9 protein-coding genes, 1 other RNA gene and 1 pseudogene are annotated in these 17,931 nt (G+C 69.5%); 3 read left to right on the plus strand and 8 right to left on the minus strand.

Annotated features, from left to right (window positions below; all coding sequences use genetic code 11):
• Window positions 1-21 precede the first annotated feature (21 nt).
• From EHO50_RS02080 to EHO50_RS02090, 3 genes are all read right to left on the minus strand, one after another.
• Window positions 22-5,556 (minus strand): Eco57I restriction-modification methylase domain-containing protein, encoded by a 5,535-nt coding sequence (locus EHO50_RS02080; protein WP_128428054.1) that lies wholly within the window; start codon window positions 5,554-5,556, stop codon window positions 22-24.
• A 70-nt stretch (window positions 5,557-5,626) separates the two neighbouring features.
• On the minus strand, window positions 5,627-8,704 hold the full coding sequence (locus EHO50_RS02085) for a DEAD/DEAH box helicase (protein ID WP_128428055.1): 3,078 nt from the start codon (window positions 8,702-8,704) through the stop codon (window positions 5,627-5,629).
• Between the two features lie 160 nt (window positions 8,705-8,864).
• Window positions 8,865-10,205 (minus strand): serine/threonine-protein kinase, encoded by a 1,341-nt coding sequence (locus EHO50_RS02090; protein ID WP_128428056.1) that lies wholly within the window; start codon window positions 10,203-10,205, stop codon window positions 8,865-8,867.
• Between the two features lie 218 nt (window positions 10,206-10,423).
• On the opposite strand from EHO50_RS02090, the gene EHO50_RS02095 reads away from it, so the two are divergent.
• Complete coding sequence (locus tag EHO50_RS02095) at window positions 10,424-12,016, plus strand: CBS domain-containing anti-phage protein (protein WP_128428057.1); 1,593 nt, start codon at window positions 10,424-10,426, stop codon at window positions 12,014-12,016.
• Between the two features lie 161 nt (window positions 12,017-12,177).
• Here the strand turns inward: EHO50_RS02095 and rnpB are convergent.
• From rnpB to EHO50_RS02115, 4 genes and pseudogenes are all read right to left on the minus strand, one after another.
• Window positions 12,178-12,583, minus strand: an RNA gene (gene rnpB, locus EHO50_RS02100) — RNase P RNA component class A.
• 103 nt (window positions 12,584-12,686) lie between these two features.
• Window positions 12,687-13,466, minus strand: a pseudogene (locus EHO50_RS45950) (DMT family transporter); the annotation flags it as partial.
• Between the two features lie 19 nt (window positions 13,467-13,485).
• On the minus strand, window positions 13,486-14,310 hold the full coding sequence (locus EHO50_RS02110) for a helix-turn-helix domain-containing protein (protein WP_128428058.1): 825 nt from the start codon (window positions 14,308-14,310) through the stop codon (window positions 13,486-13,488).
• Between the two features lie 44 nt (window positions 14,311-14,354).
• Window positions 14,355-14,921 (minus strand): Uma2 family endonuclease, encoded by a 567-nt coding sequence (locus EHO50_RS02115; protein ID WP_128428059.1) that lies wholly within the window; start codon window positions 14,919-14,921, stop codon window positions 14,355-14,357.
• A gap of 134 nt (window positions 14,922-15,055) precedes the next feature.
• Here EHO50_RS02115 and EHO50_RS02120 point away from each other — a divergent pair, with 134 nt between their 5' ends.
• Both EHO50_RS02120 and EHO50_RS02125 read left to right on the plus strand, forming a co-directional pair.
• On the plus strand, window positions 15,056-15,817 hold the full coding sequence (locus tag EHO50_RS02120) for a MerR family transcriptional regulator (RefSeq protein WP_128428060.1): 762 nt from the start codon (window positions 15,056-15,058) through the stop codon (window positions 15,815-15,817).
• Entirely contained in the window at window positions 15,817-16,452 is a 636-nt protein-coding gene (locus EHO50_RS02125; RefSeq protein WP_128428061.1) for a hypothetical protein, read from the plus strand. Before EHO50_RS02120 ends, EHO50_RS02125 begins: the two co-directional genes overlap by 1 nt.
• Here the strand turns inward: EHO50_RS02125 and EHO50_RS02130 are convergent.
• The gene (locus tag EHO50_RS02130) at window positions 16,391-17,902 is read right to left on the minus strand and encodes an RNB domain-containing ribonuclease (RefSeq protein ID WP_128428062.1); all 1,512 of its coding nucleotides are present in this window, start codon (window positions 17,900-17,902) and stop codon (window positions 16,391-16,393) included. The two genes, EHO50_RS02125 and EHO50_RS02130, sit on opposite strands and share 62 nt — an antisense overlap.
• Window positions 17,903-17,931 lie beyond the last annotated feature (29 nt).

Consider the following 17,931-nt stretch of genomic DNA (forward strand, 5'->3'; position numbering starts at 1 on the left):
TCTCGTGTGTACGGCGCCCGGTCAGTTCGCCTCGCGCAGGCGGCGGCTGAACTCCTCGTGCGCGGCCCGCATTTCGTCCTTGCGGTGCGCTCGGTAAAGGGGGTCCGCGTAACCGTCCGGGACGTTGGCCTCTTCCGGGAAGGCCTCGGGTGAACTCAGCTGCTTCCAGGCCTCCTTGGGCTGGCCGTACCCGTACTGCTGGTGCGCCTTCGCGATACGCCGGCCGTTCGCGTCGAACCACATGTTCTCCTCGTACTGCTGGAGTACGGGGAACCTGGCGTCGTACATCGCCACCAGTTCCTCGGCGCTGATGCCGAGCCAGACGGCGACGAGGGCGTCGATCTCGACGAGAGCCGCGCGGCGGCTGAACTCCGTCCGGAGGGGCGTGTCACGGGTCCAGGTGGGGCCGATGCCCTGGGTGAGCGGGGGTGTGCCCTTCGGCCAGCGTTTGGATGCGGCCCAGGTGTCCTGCTGCCAAGTGTCGTCGTAGAGCTCCTCCCATAGGGGGGCGTAGGCGTTGGTCTGGCAGTTGAGGCGGAGGGTGCGGAGGAGGAGGGCCGACTCCAGCGGGTGGTTGGGTGTGGGCGCGGGCATGACCCTGGCCTCGCCCTTTTGGAGGTCGCCGCGACCGGTGGCCCGCAGGAAGTAGTCCAGTGGCAAGGACGCCCAGAAGCCCGCCATCAGCACGGTCTCTCGGTCCGTCTCCAGCGCGGCGCTGTGCACCATGTGGATGTGGGTGGGCCCCGGCGGGACAAGCGCCGCGAAGAGGCTGCGCTCGGTGTTGGAGGCGATCTGCCGACGCCACGCCACCCGATAGAACTCCGAGTACGGCCGCATGCTCGCCGCACGCAGCAGCACAGCGACAGCCTTGTCCAGGTCGCCTTCCTCCAGCTCGGGATCGGCTGCCTTGACATCCACCTCCGCAGCCGCGACCGCTGCCGGATCACCACAGAGTTGAGCCAGCCGGTCGTGGTCCACCCAGCTGTCTTGCTTGTCGATGAACCGCGAACGTGAGCCTGCCGAGCGGTAGTTCGTGCGTGGCACCGCATCCACCGCCAGGTTCAAGTGGTCCCAGCCCTCGAAATCACGCATTCCTTTCGAGCCACCCTCGGGCGGCTGCTTATAAAACGGCGTCGCAACGCCGATAAACGAACTCTGAAGAATGACGTCCTGCCAGCCTTCGACTGGACCGGGATTCCAGCTGAAGTAACCCGATGTACGGTCGTTCTTCTCGTGGAACCCAGGGCTGATATCCGGAGTTTCAGCCAGCCGGTGTGGCCACTTTGCGAGCGCGGCGATGGCCGACTCCTCGGCGATGGTGACGGGGAACAGGAGCTTGGTCTCCGCCAACGGAGGTGGCTCCTCTCCGCCCGCCAACTTCTGCCATTGCGTGAGCGTGTGCTGGTCCACCGTGACGACACGGCTTCGATGCGGACGCAAGTCCCAATTTTCACGGTACTTGATGCCCGGCACCTCCCCCTCACCGTCATGACGAATGGAATGACTAAGCACCAGCGGATGGAAGAGCCAACTCATGTGCTCGAAGCTGATCTCACGTGAACTGCCGTACACGTTGACGCTGAAGTGCGTGGTGTGACCGACGGGTGGAGCGAATAGGTGCTTGGCATTCACGAAGTCTGCATGAAGCCGCAAATGCCGATAGGCAGATGCCCGGAGGAGTCCTTCCTTTGCCCCTGTGAAATGCGTGGACGGGTGAATGAGCCCCACCGTGCCTCGCTCGCCAACCGCCCGCCACCCCAGCAACATGAACGCCCGGTACAGATCCGGCTGCGTCCCCACCAGCTCCGGATGCGTATCCACGGACGCGAGGAATCCGGACATCCCCGCATGGCCCGCCAGCTCGTCCAAAAACGTCGACCGAACCTCGGGCCACCCCATCACCTCGGCCTTGCGCTCGACCCAAGCCTCGTTGCTCGGCTTCTCGGCCAGCTCGAACCACGGCTCGAACTCCGCGAGGACCCCGCTCTCCCTCCACTCCTGTTTCACCCACGGCGGATTCCCCACCATCAAGTCGAACCCGCCCTCCGCGAAAACGTGGGCGAAGTCCAACTCCCAATGGAAGAAGCCCCGTTCCTCGGCGATCCGGGTCACCGTCCCGTACCACGGGAACGTATGCCCAAGGTCCGCCGACCGGGCCCAGCCCAGTCCGTCGATCATCCGGCGGTCGAGTTCCCGCTCCTTCTCATCCAGTTCCTCCAGGCTCCGGACGCCCTCGAAGGACACGATGGAGGCCTGCTTGCCCTCCTTCACGTCCACATCGACGTTGCCGACGAGGGCCTCGGCGAACTCGATCCAGTCGTCGAGGGACTTGAGCGCGACTCGCCGGTCGTCGTGGCCCTTCCTCAAGGCGGTGAGGTCCTCGCCGTGCGGGGCGTAGTGGAACCGGTCCGAGCCGTCCAGCAGCCCGATCTCCTCCAGCGGCCAGAACCACAGCGCACACCAGGCGTTCATGAGCTGCTTCAGCCGCCAGTAGGGGGTGCCCTTCTTGTGCAGCGCGGCAAGGACCGCGTCCCGGTCCAAGGGCGCGGGGCCCTCCGGTACGTCCGGCGGAATCTCGGCGCCCCAGACGTCCACATGCCGGGCGATCTCCTGCTCGGAGAGCTTCAGCCGCATGACGACGAGGTCCCACAGGTACTCGACCCGCCGGGCGAGGTTGATCAGCCGTCCGGTCTGCGTCGGCTTGCCGGGCTCCCAGTCGGTGTCCTCGTCCTTGGCCGCCGTACTCGGCTTGTTGGCAGCGCGACCGGCGTCACCACGCGTGTCGCTCTCCGCCGAGGCGAAGTCGAACGACAGCGGCTCCCAGATCTCCAGCCCGAGATCGAGCGCGCCCTGCCCCAGCTTGGCGTCCTTCTCGGCGATCTGCTCCCGCGTCGGCGCCGGCTTGGTCTTCGGGGCGGTGTCCCGCTTGGGGCCGCCCTTCGGGTTGCGTCGCATGGCCGAGCGCCACTTGCGCATCGCGTCGACGAGTTCAGGCTCCAGCCAGTCGACGACGACTCCGTCGACGACGGCCTTCACCGTCTCCTGTGGTGTGCCCTTGTTCAGGGTCCGCAGGCCGACCTTCTCGAAGACCGAGCCCCACCCCATCGCGGGCAGCAGGAACTGGTGCACCTCCCAGGTCTTCAGCTTCTCGCCGAGCGGCACGTGCCGGGGTTTCTGCGGGTCCTTGGAGACCAGCCAGCCGCCCTTGCTGAGGCTCTTGCCCGGATACACCTTGCGGGCCGCGCCGATCAGCGAGTTGCCCCGGTGCAGGTGAAGGCCGTACCAAGGCGCCTTCATGCCCCGGTACATGGTGTTCAGCCACAGCGAGATCTCGGCGAGCTCGACGGCCGTATGGTTGAGGTCGACGCCGTACGCGTTGTGCAGGGCGATGTACGCCTTCACCTTCTGCAGTTCGCGCTGATAGTCCTCGGGGTCGATGTCGACGCCGCGCTCACGCTGGGCGAGCCGCAGATACAGCTGGGCGAGCTGGTTGACGGCCTCGTTGAGGAACGCGCCGGAGCCCAGGGCCGGTTCGCACACGCGCCAGCGCAGGACGTCCGCGGCGTCGACCCCGGCGTTCTCCGGCACCTTGGGATCGACCTCGCCCTTCTCGTCGAGGCGGAAGCGCAGGGTCTGCTCGACGGTGGCCTGGGTGAGAGATTCGGGCGTGTAGTAGGAGGCGCTGGTCTGACGGTCGCGGCCAGCGAGACGGTAGACGTACGAGCCGACCTTGTGGGGGACCGGGACACGCTGGTTGGTCTCCGGGTTCAGCTCCGTGCCGACGAACACGCTGTCGTCGGGGCCGTCCGGGTAGCGGCCCGAGGCGACCTGGCTCGCCCGGATCAGCCAGGAACCGCCGCTGGGATCGCCGCCCTTGGCGACCTCGTACAGCGGCTCGTCGGCGATGAAACCGGTGTACGACATCAGGCCCTCGTACACCGCGCCGAGGTGGTTGATACTGAGGTTGGCGTACGAGATGAAGCCGCCCCGGCCGCCCCGGCCCCGGCCCTCCACCACCGTCAGATTGCGCAGCACCTGGTGCAGGACCTTGTTGCGCAGCCGGAGGTCCAGCCGGCGGGCGGGGTCGGCGACAGTGCCGTCGGGGGCGATGTCGTCGGGGTGTGTGATCTTCTGGTCGACGAGCTTTATCGACTTCGGGTCGAAGAGCCGGGACTTCAGGGCCTCGATGCGGACGCCCTCGTAGCCGTCGTCTTCGGACAGCACGGCCTCCTCGGCGGCCGGGGTGGGCGGGGCCTCGCGGGAGGTGACCGTGTCCGCCACGGGGTGCCCGGTGAAGACCTTCTTGAACAGCAGGGCCAGGGAATCGTGGAAGTGGTGGCGGTCCCGGGAGGCGCTGGACAGCTTCTCCTGGACCACCAGCTCGCGTAGTCGGGCCACGCTGTACCCCTCGACGTACTCCTCGCTCTTCATCGGGAGGATGTCCAGCTCTGGGCGGGCCTCGGCGTAGAGGAGGAAGAGGATGCGGTAGAGGTAGCGCAGCGACTCCTTGGTGAGGACACGCGGGAGTGCGTTCGGGTCGGCGAGCGTGTCCGGGAGCCATTCGGGGAGGTCGTCGGGCTGGACGCCCTTGTCGCGGGCGAGTTCCAGGACCTCGTTGGCGATGAGCTGGACGGACTTCTTCAGGCCCTCGCGCAGGTCGTTGGTCACGCCGACGGAGTGGTCGCGGGACTCCGACACCAGGCGGGCGATGTCGTCGTCGCCGCCGTCCTCGGCCGGGCGGAGGGACGGGGCGCCGAACAGGGCGGCGATCACTTCGAGTTCGCCCGCGCTCGCGCCCTTGACGCCCTTGCGGGGCAGGGCTACCTCCAGGCTGACCGCGAGATGGCGTCCGCGCGCGTAGTTCTCACGGTCCGCGAGGACCAACACCCCGCCGAACAAGAGCAGTGCGTAACGCGGGGCGGCCGGGTCGGCGAGCAACCAGGCCGCGAGGTCCGTGATAGTGGTGAGGGTCTTGCCGGAGGCGACCCGGACGGGGGCGGGCAGGCGGTTGGCCGAGCCGTCGGCGCGGGTGCCGGCGATGTCGTCGGCGAAACCGCCGGTCAGGACGGCAACGCCCGGCTCGTGGTGGGCCACGGGCACGGCCACGGGACCGGCCGCGCCGTGCACGGTGAGGTGGCCGGGGTTCGGGGTGAAGCCGAGGGCGCGCAGGACGCGGTTGTGCCAGGCGTCCAGGCCCGCACGCCACACCTCATCCGGGCTGTCGCCGTACACGCGGGTCCCGGCCCTCGGCTGGAAGACGGGCGGCTCCTCCGCGCCGGTGTGGGCCTTGAGCGCCTCGGCCGCCGCCTGCTGGGCGACAACGGCCTCCTGGTCCGGCAGGACGTTGAACTTCTCGGCCTCGCCACCCACGGTGAGTCGTACGTCGAGGTAGGGCCCGGTGAGGTCGCGCAGCCCCTGCCGAGGCGTGGGACGGCCGTGGCGCTCCTCGGTCGCCCACTCCTTCAGACGGCCCGACTTGAGCTGCTTGGGCAGGATCTCGTCCAGGTAGAAGGACGGGAAGTACTCGCCCTCGTTGATCAGCGCGTCGAACTTCACGCTTGCCGCTCCTGCCGGATCGCTTCAGACGTAAGGGAGGTGATATGGGAGGTGATGGGGGTGACGACGGTCATGAGCTCGGCTCCAGAACCGCCAGGACCCGCACCATCGGGGCGCCGGTCGTACGCAGCCTGACCGCCGCTTTCTCCAGGTTCTCCGCGGCCCGCTCGCGAGCGGTACGTCCGCCGCTGAAGCCGGGCAGGGGCTGCTCCAGCCAGTGGCCGACCTTCTTCTCGTAGTCGCGCAGCGGACCGTTCACGTGGTCCTCCACCTCGGTCCTACGACGGCCCATCTCGCGGCGCGTGGCGAGCACGGCCTCCGGCACGTGCTGCTGGAGTGCCGTCGGGTCGCCCTGCGCGAAGTGGTCCGGCATGTTCGGCCCCAGGCCGAGGTCGGCGAGAAGCTGACGCGTCAACTCCCGTACGCGGGGCTCCTCTCCCGGCCGCCCCAGGCGGTCGACGGCCAGCCAGGCCACGACCGTCGGGCGGCCGTCCTGGTTGGACCACACGCCCTGGGTGAGGAAGACCGGCTCCGGCACGCGGGCGTGGTCCACCTGGATCACGGGTGCCTGCTGGCGTCCGAGCTGGACCAGCACCTTGTCGGTGATCCACTCCAACACCGGGTGTAGTTCGCCCACGTAGTGGGCGTCCGGCCACAGCGACGGGGAGTCGGCGTCCTCCCGGGCCCGGCGCAGGGAGTCGGCCGCGTCGTCCCGGCTGAAGGTGAGCTTCATACGTCGGGTGATGCCGTGGTCCCGGAGGTAGCCGGTGGGCAGGACGTCGAGGCGGTCGGCGAGGTCCTCCGGGGTGTCGAAGCTGAGGTCGGTGCCGCTGACGGTGGTGTCCAGGCGGAACGCCTCCAGGTCGGCGAGCTCCTCCAGGCCGGCGAGGACGTAGTCGCGGCGGTCTGTGAACAGGCGCAGCTCCTCGACGACGTGGAGGGGGGCGTGGGCGCCGGAGTCGGAGTCGGCCGCCGAAGTTCCGGCGGCGGGCGCTTCGGAGGGCTCCGGGGCATCGTCGAACTCGAACCCGGCGTCCGCCTCGAAGTCCTCGTCGAAGTCGAAGCCGGCTGCGAACTCCGAGTCGTCGTAAGGATCGCCGCCCGCGCCGAACTCGGCGTTCAGCTGCTGGGCGAGAGGGAGCCCGCCGTCGTTGAGGGAGTCCAGGGAGTCCAGAGCGTCGACTGGCACGGACTGGAGGTCATCCACGGCCTGCTCGGGCGCCTCCCCCTTGAACAGCGCCTCCATCACGCGCTTCTCCTCCAGCGCGCCGTCATTCTCCTTTGTCGCCGCCTCCACGGCACCGAGGATCGCGTGCACCTTCTCCTCGCGGGCGAGGACCTTCTCGGCGATGTCCGTGTCGTCCAGCGCGCCCTCGACGGCCGACCGGAGGATCAGCGCGCGGAACTCCGGCGGCCTGGTCTGCCCGTACCGGTCGATACGGCCGTTGCGCTGTTCCACCCGGATCAGGCTCCAGGGCAGGTCCCAGTGAATGAGGTGATGGCATTGGCGGTGCAGGTTGACGCCTTCGGAAGCGCCGTCGCCCGTCAGCAGCAGTCGTACGTCACTGCCTGCGCGGGCGAACTCGTCGACGTACTCCATCTGCATCTTGTCGGAGATGCCGGAGCCGCTGTACATGACCTTGACGGCGGCCTTGGCGTCGTCCGCGTCCTTCCAGCCGAGCAGCGGCGGGAGAACCGCGCCCAGCCAGTCGAGGGTCTCACGGCGCTCGGAGAAAACGACGGCGCGGACGGAACTGCCCGCCTTCACGCCGATCCGGGCCAGCTCCTCGACCAGGCCCGCCAGCTTGGACGTGGCGGTGAGGCCGTCGGCTCCGGCGGCGGCGCGCTCGATCGAGCGGGCCAGCTCCATGAGACGCAGGAGGGAGGCTGTCTCGGGGGTGGTCGCCTCCACGGACGGCGGCTCGTCGGTGATCTTGTGCTGCTGGGGGAGTTGGTGTCCGGTCCTCGCAAGCCGCTGCCGGACCGTGGCGAACAGGGCGCGATGCGAGGACAGGAAGGACTTGAGCAAGACGTACGGGAAGAGATGGTCTTCGGTCCCCACCTGCTGGTCGGGGTGCGCCAGCCAGTGCTCGGCGAGCTCCTGGAAGACCCGCTCCTCCAGGTCGTTGGCCTGGCAGGACACGGGGCGGGAGCCGCCTCGCGGTGCCCAGTGGTCCTTGAGCTGGGCTGCCACCTCGGCGCTGACCTTGGTCCGGCGCAGCATCAGGTGTTCCAGCTCCGCCGCCTTCGGGTTGCTCGGATCCTTGACAGCCATGGGGTCAAGGAGGCGGATCAGGCCGGTGAAGGCGGGCATGTTGCCGTTGTGCGGGGTCGCGCTGGCCAGGATCAGCGCGTCGGTGCGTTCGGCGAGCAGGTCCGCGAGGGCGCGGCGGTCGCTGCCCTGGTTGATGAGGTTGTGGGACTCGTCGATGACCACGGCGTCCCAGTGGAGGTGCTCCAGCCACGGACGGTAGCGCTTGGGATTCTTGAGCGTGTCCATGGAGATGATCACGCGCTTGTAGTACGTGAACGGGTTGCGGCCCGCCGGGATCTTCCGCTCGATACGGGCGATGCCCGCGCTGTCCAGCCGGACCAGCGGGAGCGAGAAACGGGTCCACATCTCGTGCTGGAACTGTTCGAGGACGGGCGCGGGTGTCACGACGAGGATGCGCTCGCCCCGGCCGCGCCGGATCAGTTCGCCGAGCAGGACACCGATCTCCAGCGTCTTGCCGAGACCCACGACGTCGCCGATCAGCAGCCGGGGGCGCAACGGGTTCGCCAAGGCCTTGGCGGCGGGCCTCAGCTGGTAGTCCATCCGGTCGAGGAGGAAACCGTCGGTCAGCGCCAGACGCCGTTCCCGCTGGGGCAGTGCGGTCTTGCGCAGGACCGCTTCCACGAAGAGGCGGCTACGGCGGAAGTGCGGAGAGCTGTCGGGGACGAGCCGGGTGTCCTCGGGGCGCAGGATGCGGGGCTCGTCCATCGTGGGGGCGAGGAAGCGGGCTTGCTGGCCGCGGACCAGGTCGGAGGCGCCGACGGCCTCGATCAGGTACTCGCCGGGGCGTACCTGCTTGCTGTTGCGGACCATCCATTCCTCGTCCCGCACCTCGATGACGGTGCCGGGGGGCGGGGGGCCGTCGGGTGCGGGCATGGAGGGTCCTTTCCGGTTGGGCGGGGTGGTGTTGAGGGTAGCGCCGCGGGGGTTGAGCGGTGAGGGCATCCGCAGGTCCGTTGTGGCTGGTCGCGCCCGTACGCGGCGGATCCGCATACGACGCGGCCCCGCGCCTCCGGGAGGTGACGGTACCCCTTGCCTACAGGTTCCCTCGGCGCGCGTAGCGCCTACGCAGGTCGGTCGCCACCTTCTGTGCGGCTCGCGGTGGCGCCTGTGGGGTCTCGGGCTGCGGCTCCTCCTCCGGGGCGCGCGGGGGCGGGAGGGGGTAGCTGGTGGGGGTCGGATGGGGGGCCACCAGCGTCGGTACATAGACCGCCGGCTCGGGGGCGGCGGGGTCGATCTCCTCCGCCATCGGCTCGGGGGCGGGGTCGACCTCGTCCACCGCCAGCTCGATCTCGTCCGTGTAGATGACCCCGTAGAACCCGGGGTCGACGTCCGGCAGGTCCGCGTCGACCGCTTGCCTGGCCAGCTCCCGGACCTCCGGATCGACCTGGTCGGCGAAAGCCTCGGGGGGCAGCTCCGGAGTCAGAGCCGCGGCCTCGACGAGCTCCTTGAGCTGCTGTGCCGCCAGGCCAGGGGGCAGGTCGGCGTCGGCGAGCAGGGTGAGCAGGCTGTCCTCCACCGCGTCGAGATCCGGTCGCTGCGACGGCGTGCTGACCAGGGTCTTGGCCAGCAGAGGGAGGAAGGGCACGTCGACGCCGTCCCACTTGGGCTCCGACGCCGACGGTCCGAACGGATATGGTGACCTGCCGGTCAGGGCGAAGAACAGCGTGGCTCCGAGCGCGTACACATCGGCGGGCCTGCTGGCGTGCTTGGCATCCTTGTACTGCTCGAGCGGCATGTAGGAGCGGGTGCCCATCCTGGTGCCGGTCTTCGTGAGCGCCTGGCTGGACGACCGCTCGATCAGGACTGCGAGCCCGAAGTCCAGTACGACCGGCCCGTCCGGCCCCAGGACGACGTTGTCCGGCTTCAGGTCGCGGTGGAGCAGGTTCGCGCCGTGGATCGCGCGCAGGGCGTCCACCAGAGCCAGACCGAGGGCCGCGTACGGGCCGATACCGAGAGTGCCGGACTCCTTGACCATCGTGTGCAAAGAGGGTCCCGCGATGTAGTCCATCGCGAACCATGGCCGGTCGGCGGCCGGATCCTCCTCGAACGCGATCAGTGCCGGGACCCGGTCACTGACCACGGCCCGCACCGCATCGATCTCCCTGCCGAACCGCTCGCGGTACTGCGGCTCGCCGTCCAACAGCTTCGGCTGGATCAGCTTGACCACGACGAGCCGTGGCTCCTCGACCGCGTCGCCGTCGGGCTCGATCAGGTTGTAGGCCGCGGCCAGTTCGCCCGAGAGGCCGTCCAGGGGGATTCTTCGCGCCAGGTAGGCCACGCCCATGCCTCCCTCACCGAGGCGGGCCAGCAGTTCGAACGGCCCCACCACACGCGGGTCGGTATTGGTGTCCAGCGGCTTCATCGGCGCTCTCATACCCCCGTCCTCTCGTCCCGGCCTGCATATCGGCCGCTCTGCCTGCGATCAGTTTACGAGCTGTGCTCGGGCACGGATCGGTGATCGGGACCCATCACGTGAAACAGGTCAAGTGGCCTCTTTTCTAAGGAAGTTGACCATCGCTGCTATAAGGTCACTCCCACCTGATCACGCACCGTGTGCGCACGGTGCTCGGAGTACTCACGGGGAGGCGCGGCATGCGGGCCTGGGTGGTGCGGGCAGGCGAGAAGGGGGAGCGGGAACGGGCCGCTCTGGAGGAAGGCCTTCTCCTCACCGGATGGGACAGGCTCAAAACGGGCGATCTCTCCGGAACCGCAACGCGTGACGACATCAAGGCCGCGTTGGCCGCCGCCTATCCCGACGAGGGCCCGTACACGATCGGCAACTGGACCGGCCAGCTCTACCGCTTCGCCCACGATATGCAGCGTGGCGACCTGGTGGTCCTCCCCCTGAGGTCGGGGCTGGTTGCCATCGGCCGAGTGACCGGCGACTACGAGTACCGCGCGGACGCCCCCGACGGACATCGCCACATCCGCCGCGCGGAGTGGCTCATCACCGACATAGACCGGCAGACCATCCAGTCCGACCTCCTGGACAGCATGGGTTCCCTGCTCACCGTCTTCGAACTCAGCCGATTCGGCGCGGCGGAACGCGTAGCCGCCCTGGCCGTGGGCGAGTCCGACCCCGGGCGCCCGGACGCCGACGAGGTAGCCGCCGCCCTCACCGAGCCCGCGAAGCTGTACGAGGAAGTCCGCAGCCGGAGCGCCGATCAGCCGCTGACGCTGTCCATCCGGGACTTCCTCGCCGTCTGGGGTGCTCAGCGCCGCTATCCGGCAGCGATCGAACAGATCAAGAACGACCTGGCGGCGCGAGGTTTGGTCACCGTGCCGCCCTTCACCGAGGGCACGCTGGACAGCCAGATCGCCGTGCTGGCGGGTGGCGCCGAGCCCGACGAGTCGGGCGCGAGTGCGGTGACCAAGCTCTCCAGCAGCACCGACCCGTCTGCCGCCGTCCAGATCGCCGCGCACGCCGCCGGCCTCCTGCCGGACGAGGATGCCCAGACCGACACCATCGCGTACCGGGTGAGCAACCTCGACTCGGCGAACCGCATGCCCGAATCCGTCCGCGTCGGCGACAGCCTCGGAACCGCCATGACGATCATGGTGCTGCGCGGTTACAGCCAGATCCCCGTCCTCGACCCGGACGGACGGCTGCGCGGAGTCGTCAGCTGGGAGTCGATCGGGCGTGCGCGCATGGCCGACCCGGCCGCCGATCTCCAGGCCGCGACGGTGCGAGGACAGGAGGCGGACCGCTCTGACGACCTGCTCGACTGGATCGGGGCCATCCAGCAGTCCGGATTCGTCCTCGTCCGCGATCACGACCACAAGGTGTGCGGTCTGATCACGGCCTCAGACCTGACAGTGCAGTTCGGCACACGTGTACGGCCCTTCGTTCTCGTGGAGGAGATCGAGCAGCGGCTGCGCCGCGTGGTCGACCGGCGCATTCCGCTCGACCGCATCAGGGCAGTCGTTCCTCGGGGACGCGCCTCCCGGGTGAGTTCCGCCGCCAACCTGACTTTCGGAGCGTACGGACACCTGCTCAAGATCCCCGAGAACTGGGCCGCGCTGGGGTGGGCCATCGACCAGGAGTACTTCCTGACCGCGCTCGAGGAGTGCCGGAACTTCCGCAACAGCCTGATGCATTTCAGCCCCGACCCCATCACCGACGAGCAGTTGCTTCCCGCACAGGGGCTGCTGGAACTGCTGCGCTCAGTGGATCCGCAGGTCTGACCACTCACGCGATTCCGCCGGTTCTCCGACCGCTCACTGCTCCCGGATGATTGGCCTCGCCCTGTGTTGGGCAGACTTTTGGGGCCGCAGTTCGTACGACGCCAGCATGATCGACGCTGTAAGCGCCGGCGTGCTCTCAGTTCTAGGCCGAGCGGCGTCGGCAGACGAGTCGGGCTGTACGCCGGGTTCTGTCGCCCGGTCGCCTCGCGGCGGCCGGGGAGACGGCCATCCATCTACGACCGGCGTTGCCGCCGGCCTCCTGCGGTCTACCCGCGGACTCGGGCGGGCAGCCCTCGAACGTCCGCGCAGGGCCACCTTTTACAGCGGCCCCTTTTGACCTTGCTCCGGGTGGGGTTTACCTAGCTGCCCAGGTCACCCTGGGCACTGGTGGTCTCTTACACCACCGTTTCACCCTTACCCAGTGCCGAAGCGCTGGGCGGTTTGCTTTCTGTGGCACTGTCCCGCGGGTCACCCCGGGTGGCCGTTAGCCACCACCTTGCCCTGTGGAGCCCGGACGTTCCTCGGGAAGCCCCCTGAGGGACTCCACGCGGCCGTCCGCCCGGCTCGTCTGCCGTGTCGACCATGTTACCGGGCTGCGGGGTGCGGCCGTCGCCAGTACCGATCCGGTGAGGATCAGCGCGAAGGCGGCCAGGATCTCGGGCGTCAGCGGTTCGTCCAGGAACACGGCCCCCGCCGCCACCGCCACCGCCGGATTGACGTATGTGAAGACCGTGGCCCGCGTCGGGCCCACCTCCCTGATCAGCTCCAGGAAGGCCACGAAGGCCACCGCCGTGCAGATCACGCCCAGGGCGGCCAGGGCCGTCAGGACCTCGGCCGACGGCACCGCAGCAGGCCGGGTCAGCAGCGCCGCGGGGGCGTAGACCAGGGCCGCCAGTGTCAGGCAAGCGGCCGTGAGCTGCAGGGACGGGATGTCCCGAAGCCACCGTGCCGCTATCAGCGGAGCCGTCGCGTAGCCCAGTACCGTCAGCAGGACCTCCGCCAGTGAGCGGGCGTCGCCGCCCGTCAGGTGCGGGACCGTGAGGGTCGCTACGCCGGCCAGGCCCAGGGTGAGGCCGGTCAGTCGGCGGATGCCCAGGTGCTCCGTGGCGCCGAAGAAGCGGGCCAGGGCGACGCCGACTATCGGTACGCCCGCGATCAGGAGGCCGGCCGTGGAGCTGGACAGGTGGCGTTCGGCGTCGGTCAGGGTCCACCAGGGGCCGATGATCTCTATGCACGCGAAGGCCAGCATCGGCCGCCAGTGCCGTCGTATCGTCCGGGGGAAGCCTCCTTGCCGGATCGCGAACGGCAGCAGAAGTACAGCTCCCAGCGCGCACCTCGTGAACACCACCACCGACGGCGAGACCGCCTCCACCGCCACCTTGATCATCAGATAGGGGATGCCCCAGACCACGCCCATCAGGGCGAACAGGAACCAGCCACGTGCACTCATACGGCGACTCTCGGCCGCGTTACCCCCTGCTGTCTTGAACGCTGTTGCGGTACGCCGCCGGGGTCACCCCGAGCACCCGGCGGAACCAGCGGGTGAGGTGCGCCTGGTCCGCGAAGCCCACCAGAGCGGCGACCTCGGCCGGTCGTAGGCCGGATTCCAGGAGGCCGCGTGCCCGGGTCACCCGGTACTGGGCGAGCCAGGCGTACGGCGGTACCCCCATCGCCGTACGGAAGGCTCGCAGGAGCTGGTAGCGGGACAGGTCCAGGTCGCAGGCCAGGGCCGTGAGGGAGGGTGGGGCCGTCAGTTCGTCGGCGAGGCGGTCGCGTACGGCGTGCGCGATGTGGGCGGCGCCGGGGAGCGTGTCGCTCGTCGGGCGGGCCGTGGAGTGGTGGCGGGCGAGGGCCGTCAGGAGCCACGGTATGCGGGACTCGGCCTCAAGAGGGTCGGGGCAGGCTGCGAGTTCGGTGTGCGTGATGCGTAGCGCGGTGGCCAGTTCGGGGTCGTCGAGGAGGGGCTCGCGGAAGTGCGGGACCGTGGTGCCGACGGTGCCGTCGGTCAGCAGCGGCGTCGTGGCGTACAGGGCTCGGTAGGCGTAGCCCCCGGACGCGGCCGGACCGCCTGTGTGCATCTCGCCCGGTGCCAGTACGACGATGGAGCCCGGGGCGGGTCGGATGCGGGCGCCCCGGTAGTCGATGATCTCGCTGCCGCCGACGCAGACGCCGATCGTGAACTCGTCATGGGCGTGCGGGGCGTAGACGTGCCGGTCGAATCGGGCGGTCAGTAGATCGAGCGGGGGGCCTCCTCGGCCGAGCCTCGCCCTGGTCCACAGCGCCTGCTCACCCATTGCGCACCCCCGTCGGTCCCTCTGGCAGTGCAACACAGGGAGCCTCAGAGAAAGTCCGCCGTGTCCAGCTGGAAGGAGAAGGGCTTGGGCAGAGCGAGCGGTTTGCCGAAGGCGGCGGCGCGAAGCTCTTGGTAGTCACCCGACTCCGGGTCGCTGAACAGCGTGGTCCACGAGGCCTCGCGGTCGACGAGCAGGTACAGCGGGATGCCGCCGCGGGCGTAGCAGCGGCGCTTGATCTCACGATCGACCTGTGGCCTGCGGGACGTCACCTCCAGCACCATGGAGACTCCCTCACAGGGCATCCATGGGTCGGCACCTCGGAAGAGCCGCGGCTCCTCGGGGACGAATGTGCCATCCGGAATCACGTGGTCCTGCGGGTGACCCTCCGCGCTCTTCAGCTTCAGGCCCTTGTTGCCGGAGAACTGCGTGTCAGTCGTGGATCCCCTGTACATCTGGCCCACGATCCGGCTGATGCAATGCTCGTGGTGCCCGTCCGGCACCGGGGTCACAACGAGTTCCCCCTCGATGAGCTCCGCCCGAAGCCCCTCCGGAGTGTCGAGGTCGACAAACCAGTCGAGCAGGAGCTTCTGCGTGATCGGATCCTGTGCCACCGCGGTGTTGCCCTCTCTTCTTCGTTCGCTCGCCAGGTTGAGGGATCCCTGCGTCTCCTCGCCTGCGATCGCGATCCGTTCCCCCGAAGGTGGTCGCTTGACCCTGCCGCAACGTCAGCGTTTCTACTGATCCCATGCGGATCGGAGAACTCGCCGCCGCCGTCGGCGTCACCACGCGGACCGTGCGGCACTACCACCATCAGGGGCTGCTGCCCGAGCCGGAGCGGCGCCCGAACGGGTATCGGGACTACACGCTGCGGCATGCCGTCGTGCTGGCGCGGATCCGGCGGCTGACCGAGTTGGGGCTGGGGCTCGCGGAGGTGCGGGACGTGCTCGCCGAGGATGCCGGGAAGGATCTCGTGGAGGTGCTCACCGAGCTCGATGAGGATCTTGCCCGGCAGGAGGCTGCCGTCCGGGAGCGGCGGGCTCGGCTGCGGGCCTTGCTGGAGACGGAGGGCGGACTGCCCTCCGAAGGGCCCGTGTCGCCTCAACTGGCCGCCCTGTTCCAGGACATGGCGCATGTCGTCGCCGACTCCCCCATGGCCGCCAAGGACCGCGAGATGCTCGCGTTGATCGAGACCACGGCGGGTCCCGAGGGGCGGGAGCAGCTCCTGGGTGCGTTGGAGGGCGCGCTCGCCCGGCCGGGTGGGCAGGAACGGGCCCTTGCCGCCTACGCCCTGCTCGACGAACTCGCCGACGCCGACCCCGGCGATCCGCGCGTCGACGAGGCCGCCCGTGCCCTCGCCGACTGCCTGCCCCGCGACCTGTTCCCGGAGCCGCTGGAGGTCGACCCCGACAACAGCTTCCTGCGCGCCTTCTACGCCGACTTCGCCCCGGCACAGGCGGAGGCCATCCGCCGAACCCTGCGGATGCTCGTGGAAGGGAGTGAGCCGTGATGCGGACCGGGCTCGTCCTCGCCCGGCACGAGCTGCGGCTGCTCGTCAGCCTCGCGCTGTGGGTGGCCCGGCGGCGCCATGGGACCCGCGACGGTGGCACCGCCTTCGGGTACGCGCGCGGGCAGGGGCCGGTGATGTTCGGGTTCGCGTTCGTGTGCGTCGTGGAGTCGATCACCATGGCCGTGCTGCTGCGGGACTATCCGGCCGTGCACCGGGTGGTGTTCATGCTGGACGTGTACACCATCGTGCTGGTCGTCGGGATGCACGCCGCCTCCGTCGTACGACCGCATGTGCTCGACGCCGACGCCGGCTCCGGCTCCGGCTCCCTGCGTATCCGGCGGGCCGCGCACGTCGATCTGCGCATACCGTTGGAGAAGGTCGAAAGCGTGCGGCGCGAGTTGCGCACCACCCATGAGCGGGCCGAGGGTGAGCTCGATGTCGCCATCGGGGCGCAGACCTCAGTGACGCTCCAACTCACCGAGCCCGTCGCTCACTTCACCTTCCTCGGCCGTCGCCGGGACGTCCGCCTCGTCCGCTTCCACGCCGACGACGCCGACAGCCTCGTAAAGGCAATCACACTGGCGCGAAGCGGACCTTCGGCGCTCCCGTCGCCGCTGCCGGATCAGCCTGGGTGAGGCGGGCCCTGAGCCGCTCCCCCAGCGGCAGCCGTTCCCCGTCCGCGGCCTCGATCCTGCCGATGACCGCCGGGGACTCCAACTGCACCACTCCGACGGCGGGTCGACGCTCGTCCACGTCCACCACCCAGCCGTCGAACACCTCCCCCACCCGGTCCTTCAGCAGCGCCGCCTCCACGATGTCCACGCACTCCCGCTCCACCCTGCCCGCGCGCCGGGTGCCCTCGGCCATCCGGGCGGGCAGCTCGTCGAGGGCGGCCAGCACCCAGTCGGGCACCGCCTGACCGGCGACAGCGGCCAGGCAGATCTCGGCGGCGTACCGGTCGGCGAGGCGGCGCAGCGGGGCCGTGCAGTGGGCGTAGGGGGCGGCCACCGCGGAGTGGGTGGTGATGGCGGGCAGGTTCCCGTCCCGGAAGACCGTGTATCCGGCGCCGCGCAGCAGCGTCGTGCACTCCTGGAGGAAGGCCGCGTGGGGTGGGCGGTGCGGGTCGAGGGAGCGGACCAGTTCGGCGTACGAGACGTGGTGCGGCCAGTCGATGTGCAGGGCGTGGGCGGTACGGCGGAGGCGGCCGACCGCGCCGTCGGGGGCGGCGGGGAGGGTGCGCAGGATGCCGGTGCCTGCTGCCAGCATCAGGTCGGCTGCGGCCATCCCGGTCAGCAGGGAGATCTGGGCGTTCCAGCCGTCGGCGGGGTGGGGTGCACGGTAGGCGAGCTCGTACGTCTCGTATGGCTTGGATGGCTTGGATGTCTCGGATGTGCGGTCGCGATCGCGGGTGCGCTCTACGATCTCCTGCTCGGGCACGTTGAGCGAGATCCCGCCCCGCTCCACCTCCAGCCGCTCCCGCAGCTCCCCGATCTCCTTCAGCAGCGCCAGCGGCTCCTCGGCGGTTCCACCGTCGATCTGCTTCTGTACGCCGTCGTAGTCCAGCTTGGCCCGGCTGCGGACCAGGGCACGGCGGATGTCGACGGCGGACGTACGGCCCTCCTCGTCGAGGTCGATCGTCCACAGCACGGCCGGGCGGACCTGGTCCGGGAGCAGGCTCGCCGCGCCCTCGCTGAGCAGCGTCGGGTGCAGGGGGACCTTCTCGTCGGGGAAGTAGAGGGTCGTCACCCGGCGGTGCGTCTCCCGGTCCAGGGAGCCCGACGGTACGACGAAGGCGGCGACGTCCGCGATGGCGTACCGGACGCGGTAGCCGGTGCCCTGCCGGGACAGGTGCATCGCCTGGTCGAGGTCGGTGGAGGTGGGTGGGTCGATGGTGAAGAAGGGGACGTCGGTGGCGTCGTAGAGGTCGCGGGGAGGGAGGACCGGGGTCTTCGCGGCCCGCTCGGCCTCGGCGAGCACCTCAGCGGGGAAGTTCCCGGAGACACCGAGTTCGGTACGCAGGGCGGTGAGGGCGGCCCGGAGGGGGGCCTCGGGGGCGCCGGTCACTCGGATGTGGCGGCGGGGCATGAGTCGAGCGTAGGGCGAGGGTGCCCGGG

The organism is Streptomyces cyaneus, from assembly GCF_004028635.1.
Lineage (GTDB): Bacteria > Actinomycetota > Actinomycetes > Streptomycetales > Streptomycetaceae > Streptomyces > Streptomyces cyaneus.

Excerpts from the sequence above, each read along its gene's own strand:
- EHO50_RS02125 (WP_128428061.1), top strand. The coding sequence starts at position 15,817 with ATGCGGACCGGGCTCGTCCTCGCCCGGCACGAGCTGCGGCTGCTCGTC.
- EHO50_RS02085 (WP_128428055.1), bottom strand. The coding sequence starts at position 8,704 with ATGCCCGCACCCGACGGCCCCCCGCCCCCCGGCACCGTCATCGAGGTG.
- EHO50_RS02095 (WP_128428057.1), top strand. The coding sequence starts at position 10,424 with ATGCGGGCCTGGGTGGTGCGGGCAGGCGAGAAGGGGGAGCGGGAACGG.
- EHO50_RS02130 (WP_128428062.1), bottom strand. The coding sequence starts at position 17,902 with ATGCCCCGCCGCCACATCCGAGTGACCGGCGCCCCCGAGGCCCCCCTC.
- EHO50_RS02120 (WP_128428060.1), top strand. The coding sequence starts at position 15,056 with ATGCGGATCGGAGAACTCGCCGCCGCCGTCGGCGTCACCACGCGGACC.
- EHO50_RS02090 (WP_128428056.1), bottom strand. The coding sequence starts at position 10,205 with ATGAGAGCGCCGATGAAGCCGCTGGACACCAATACCGACCCGCGTGTG.
- EHO50_RS02110 (WP_128428058.1), bottom strand. The coding sequence starts at position 14,310 with ATGGGTGAGCAGGCGCTGTGGACCAGGGCGAGGCTCGGCCGAGGAGGC.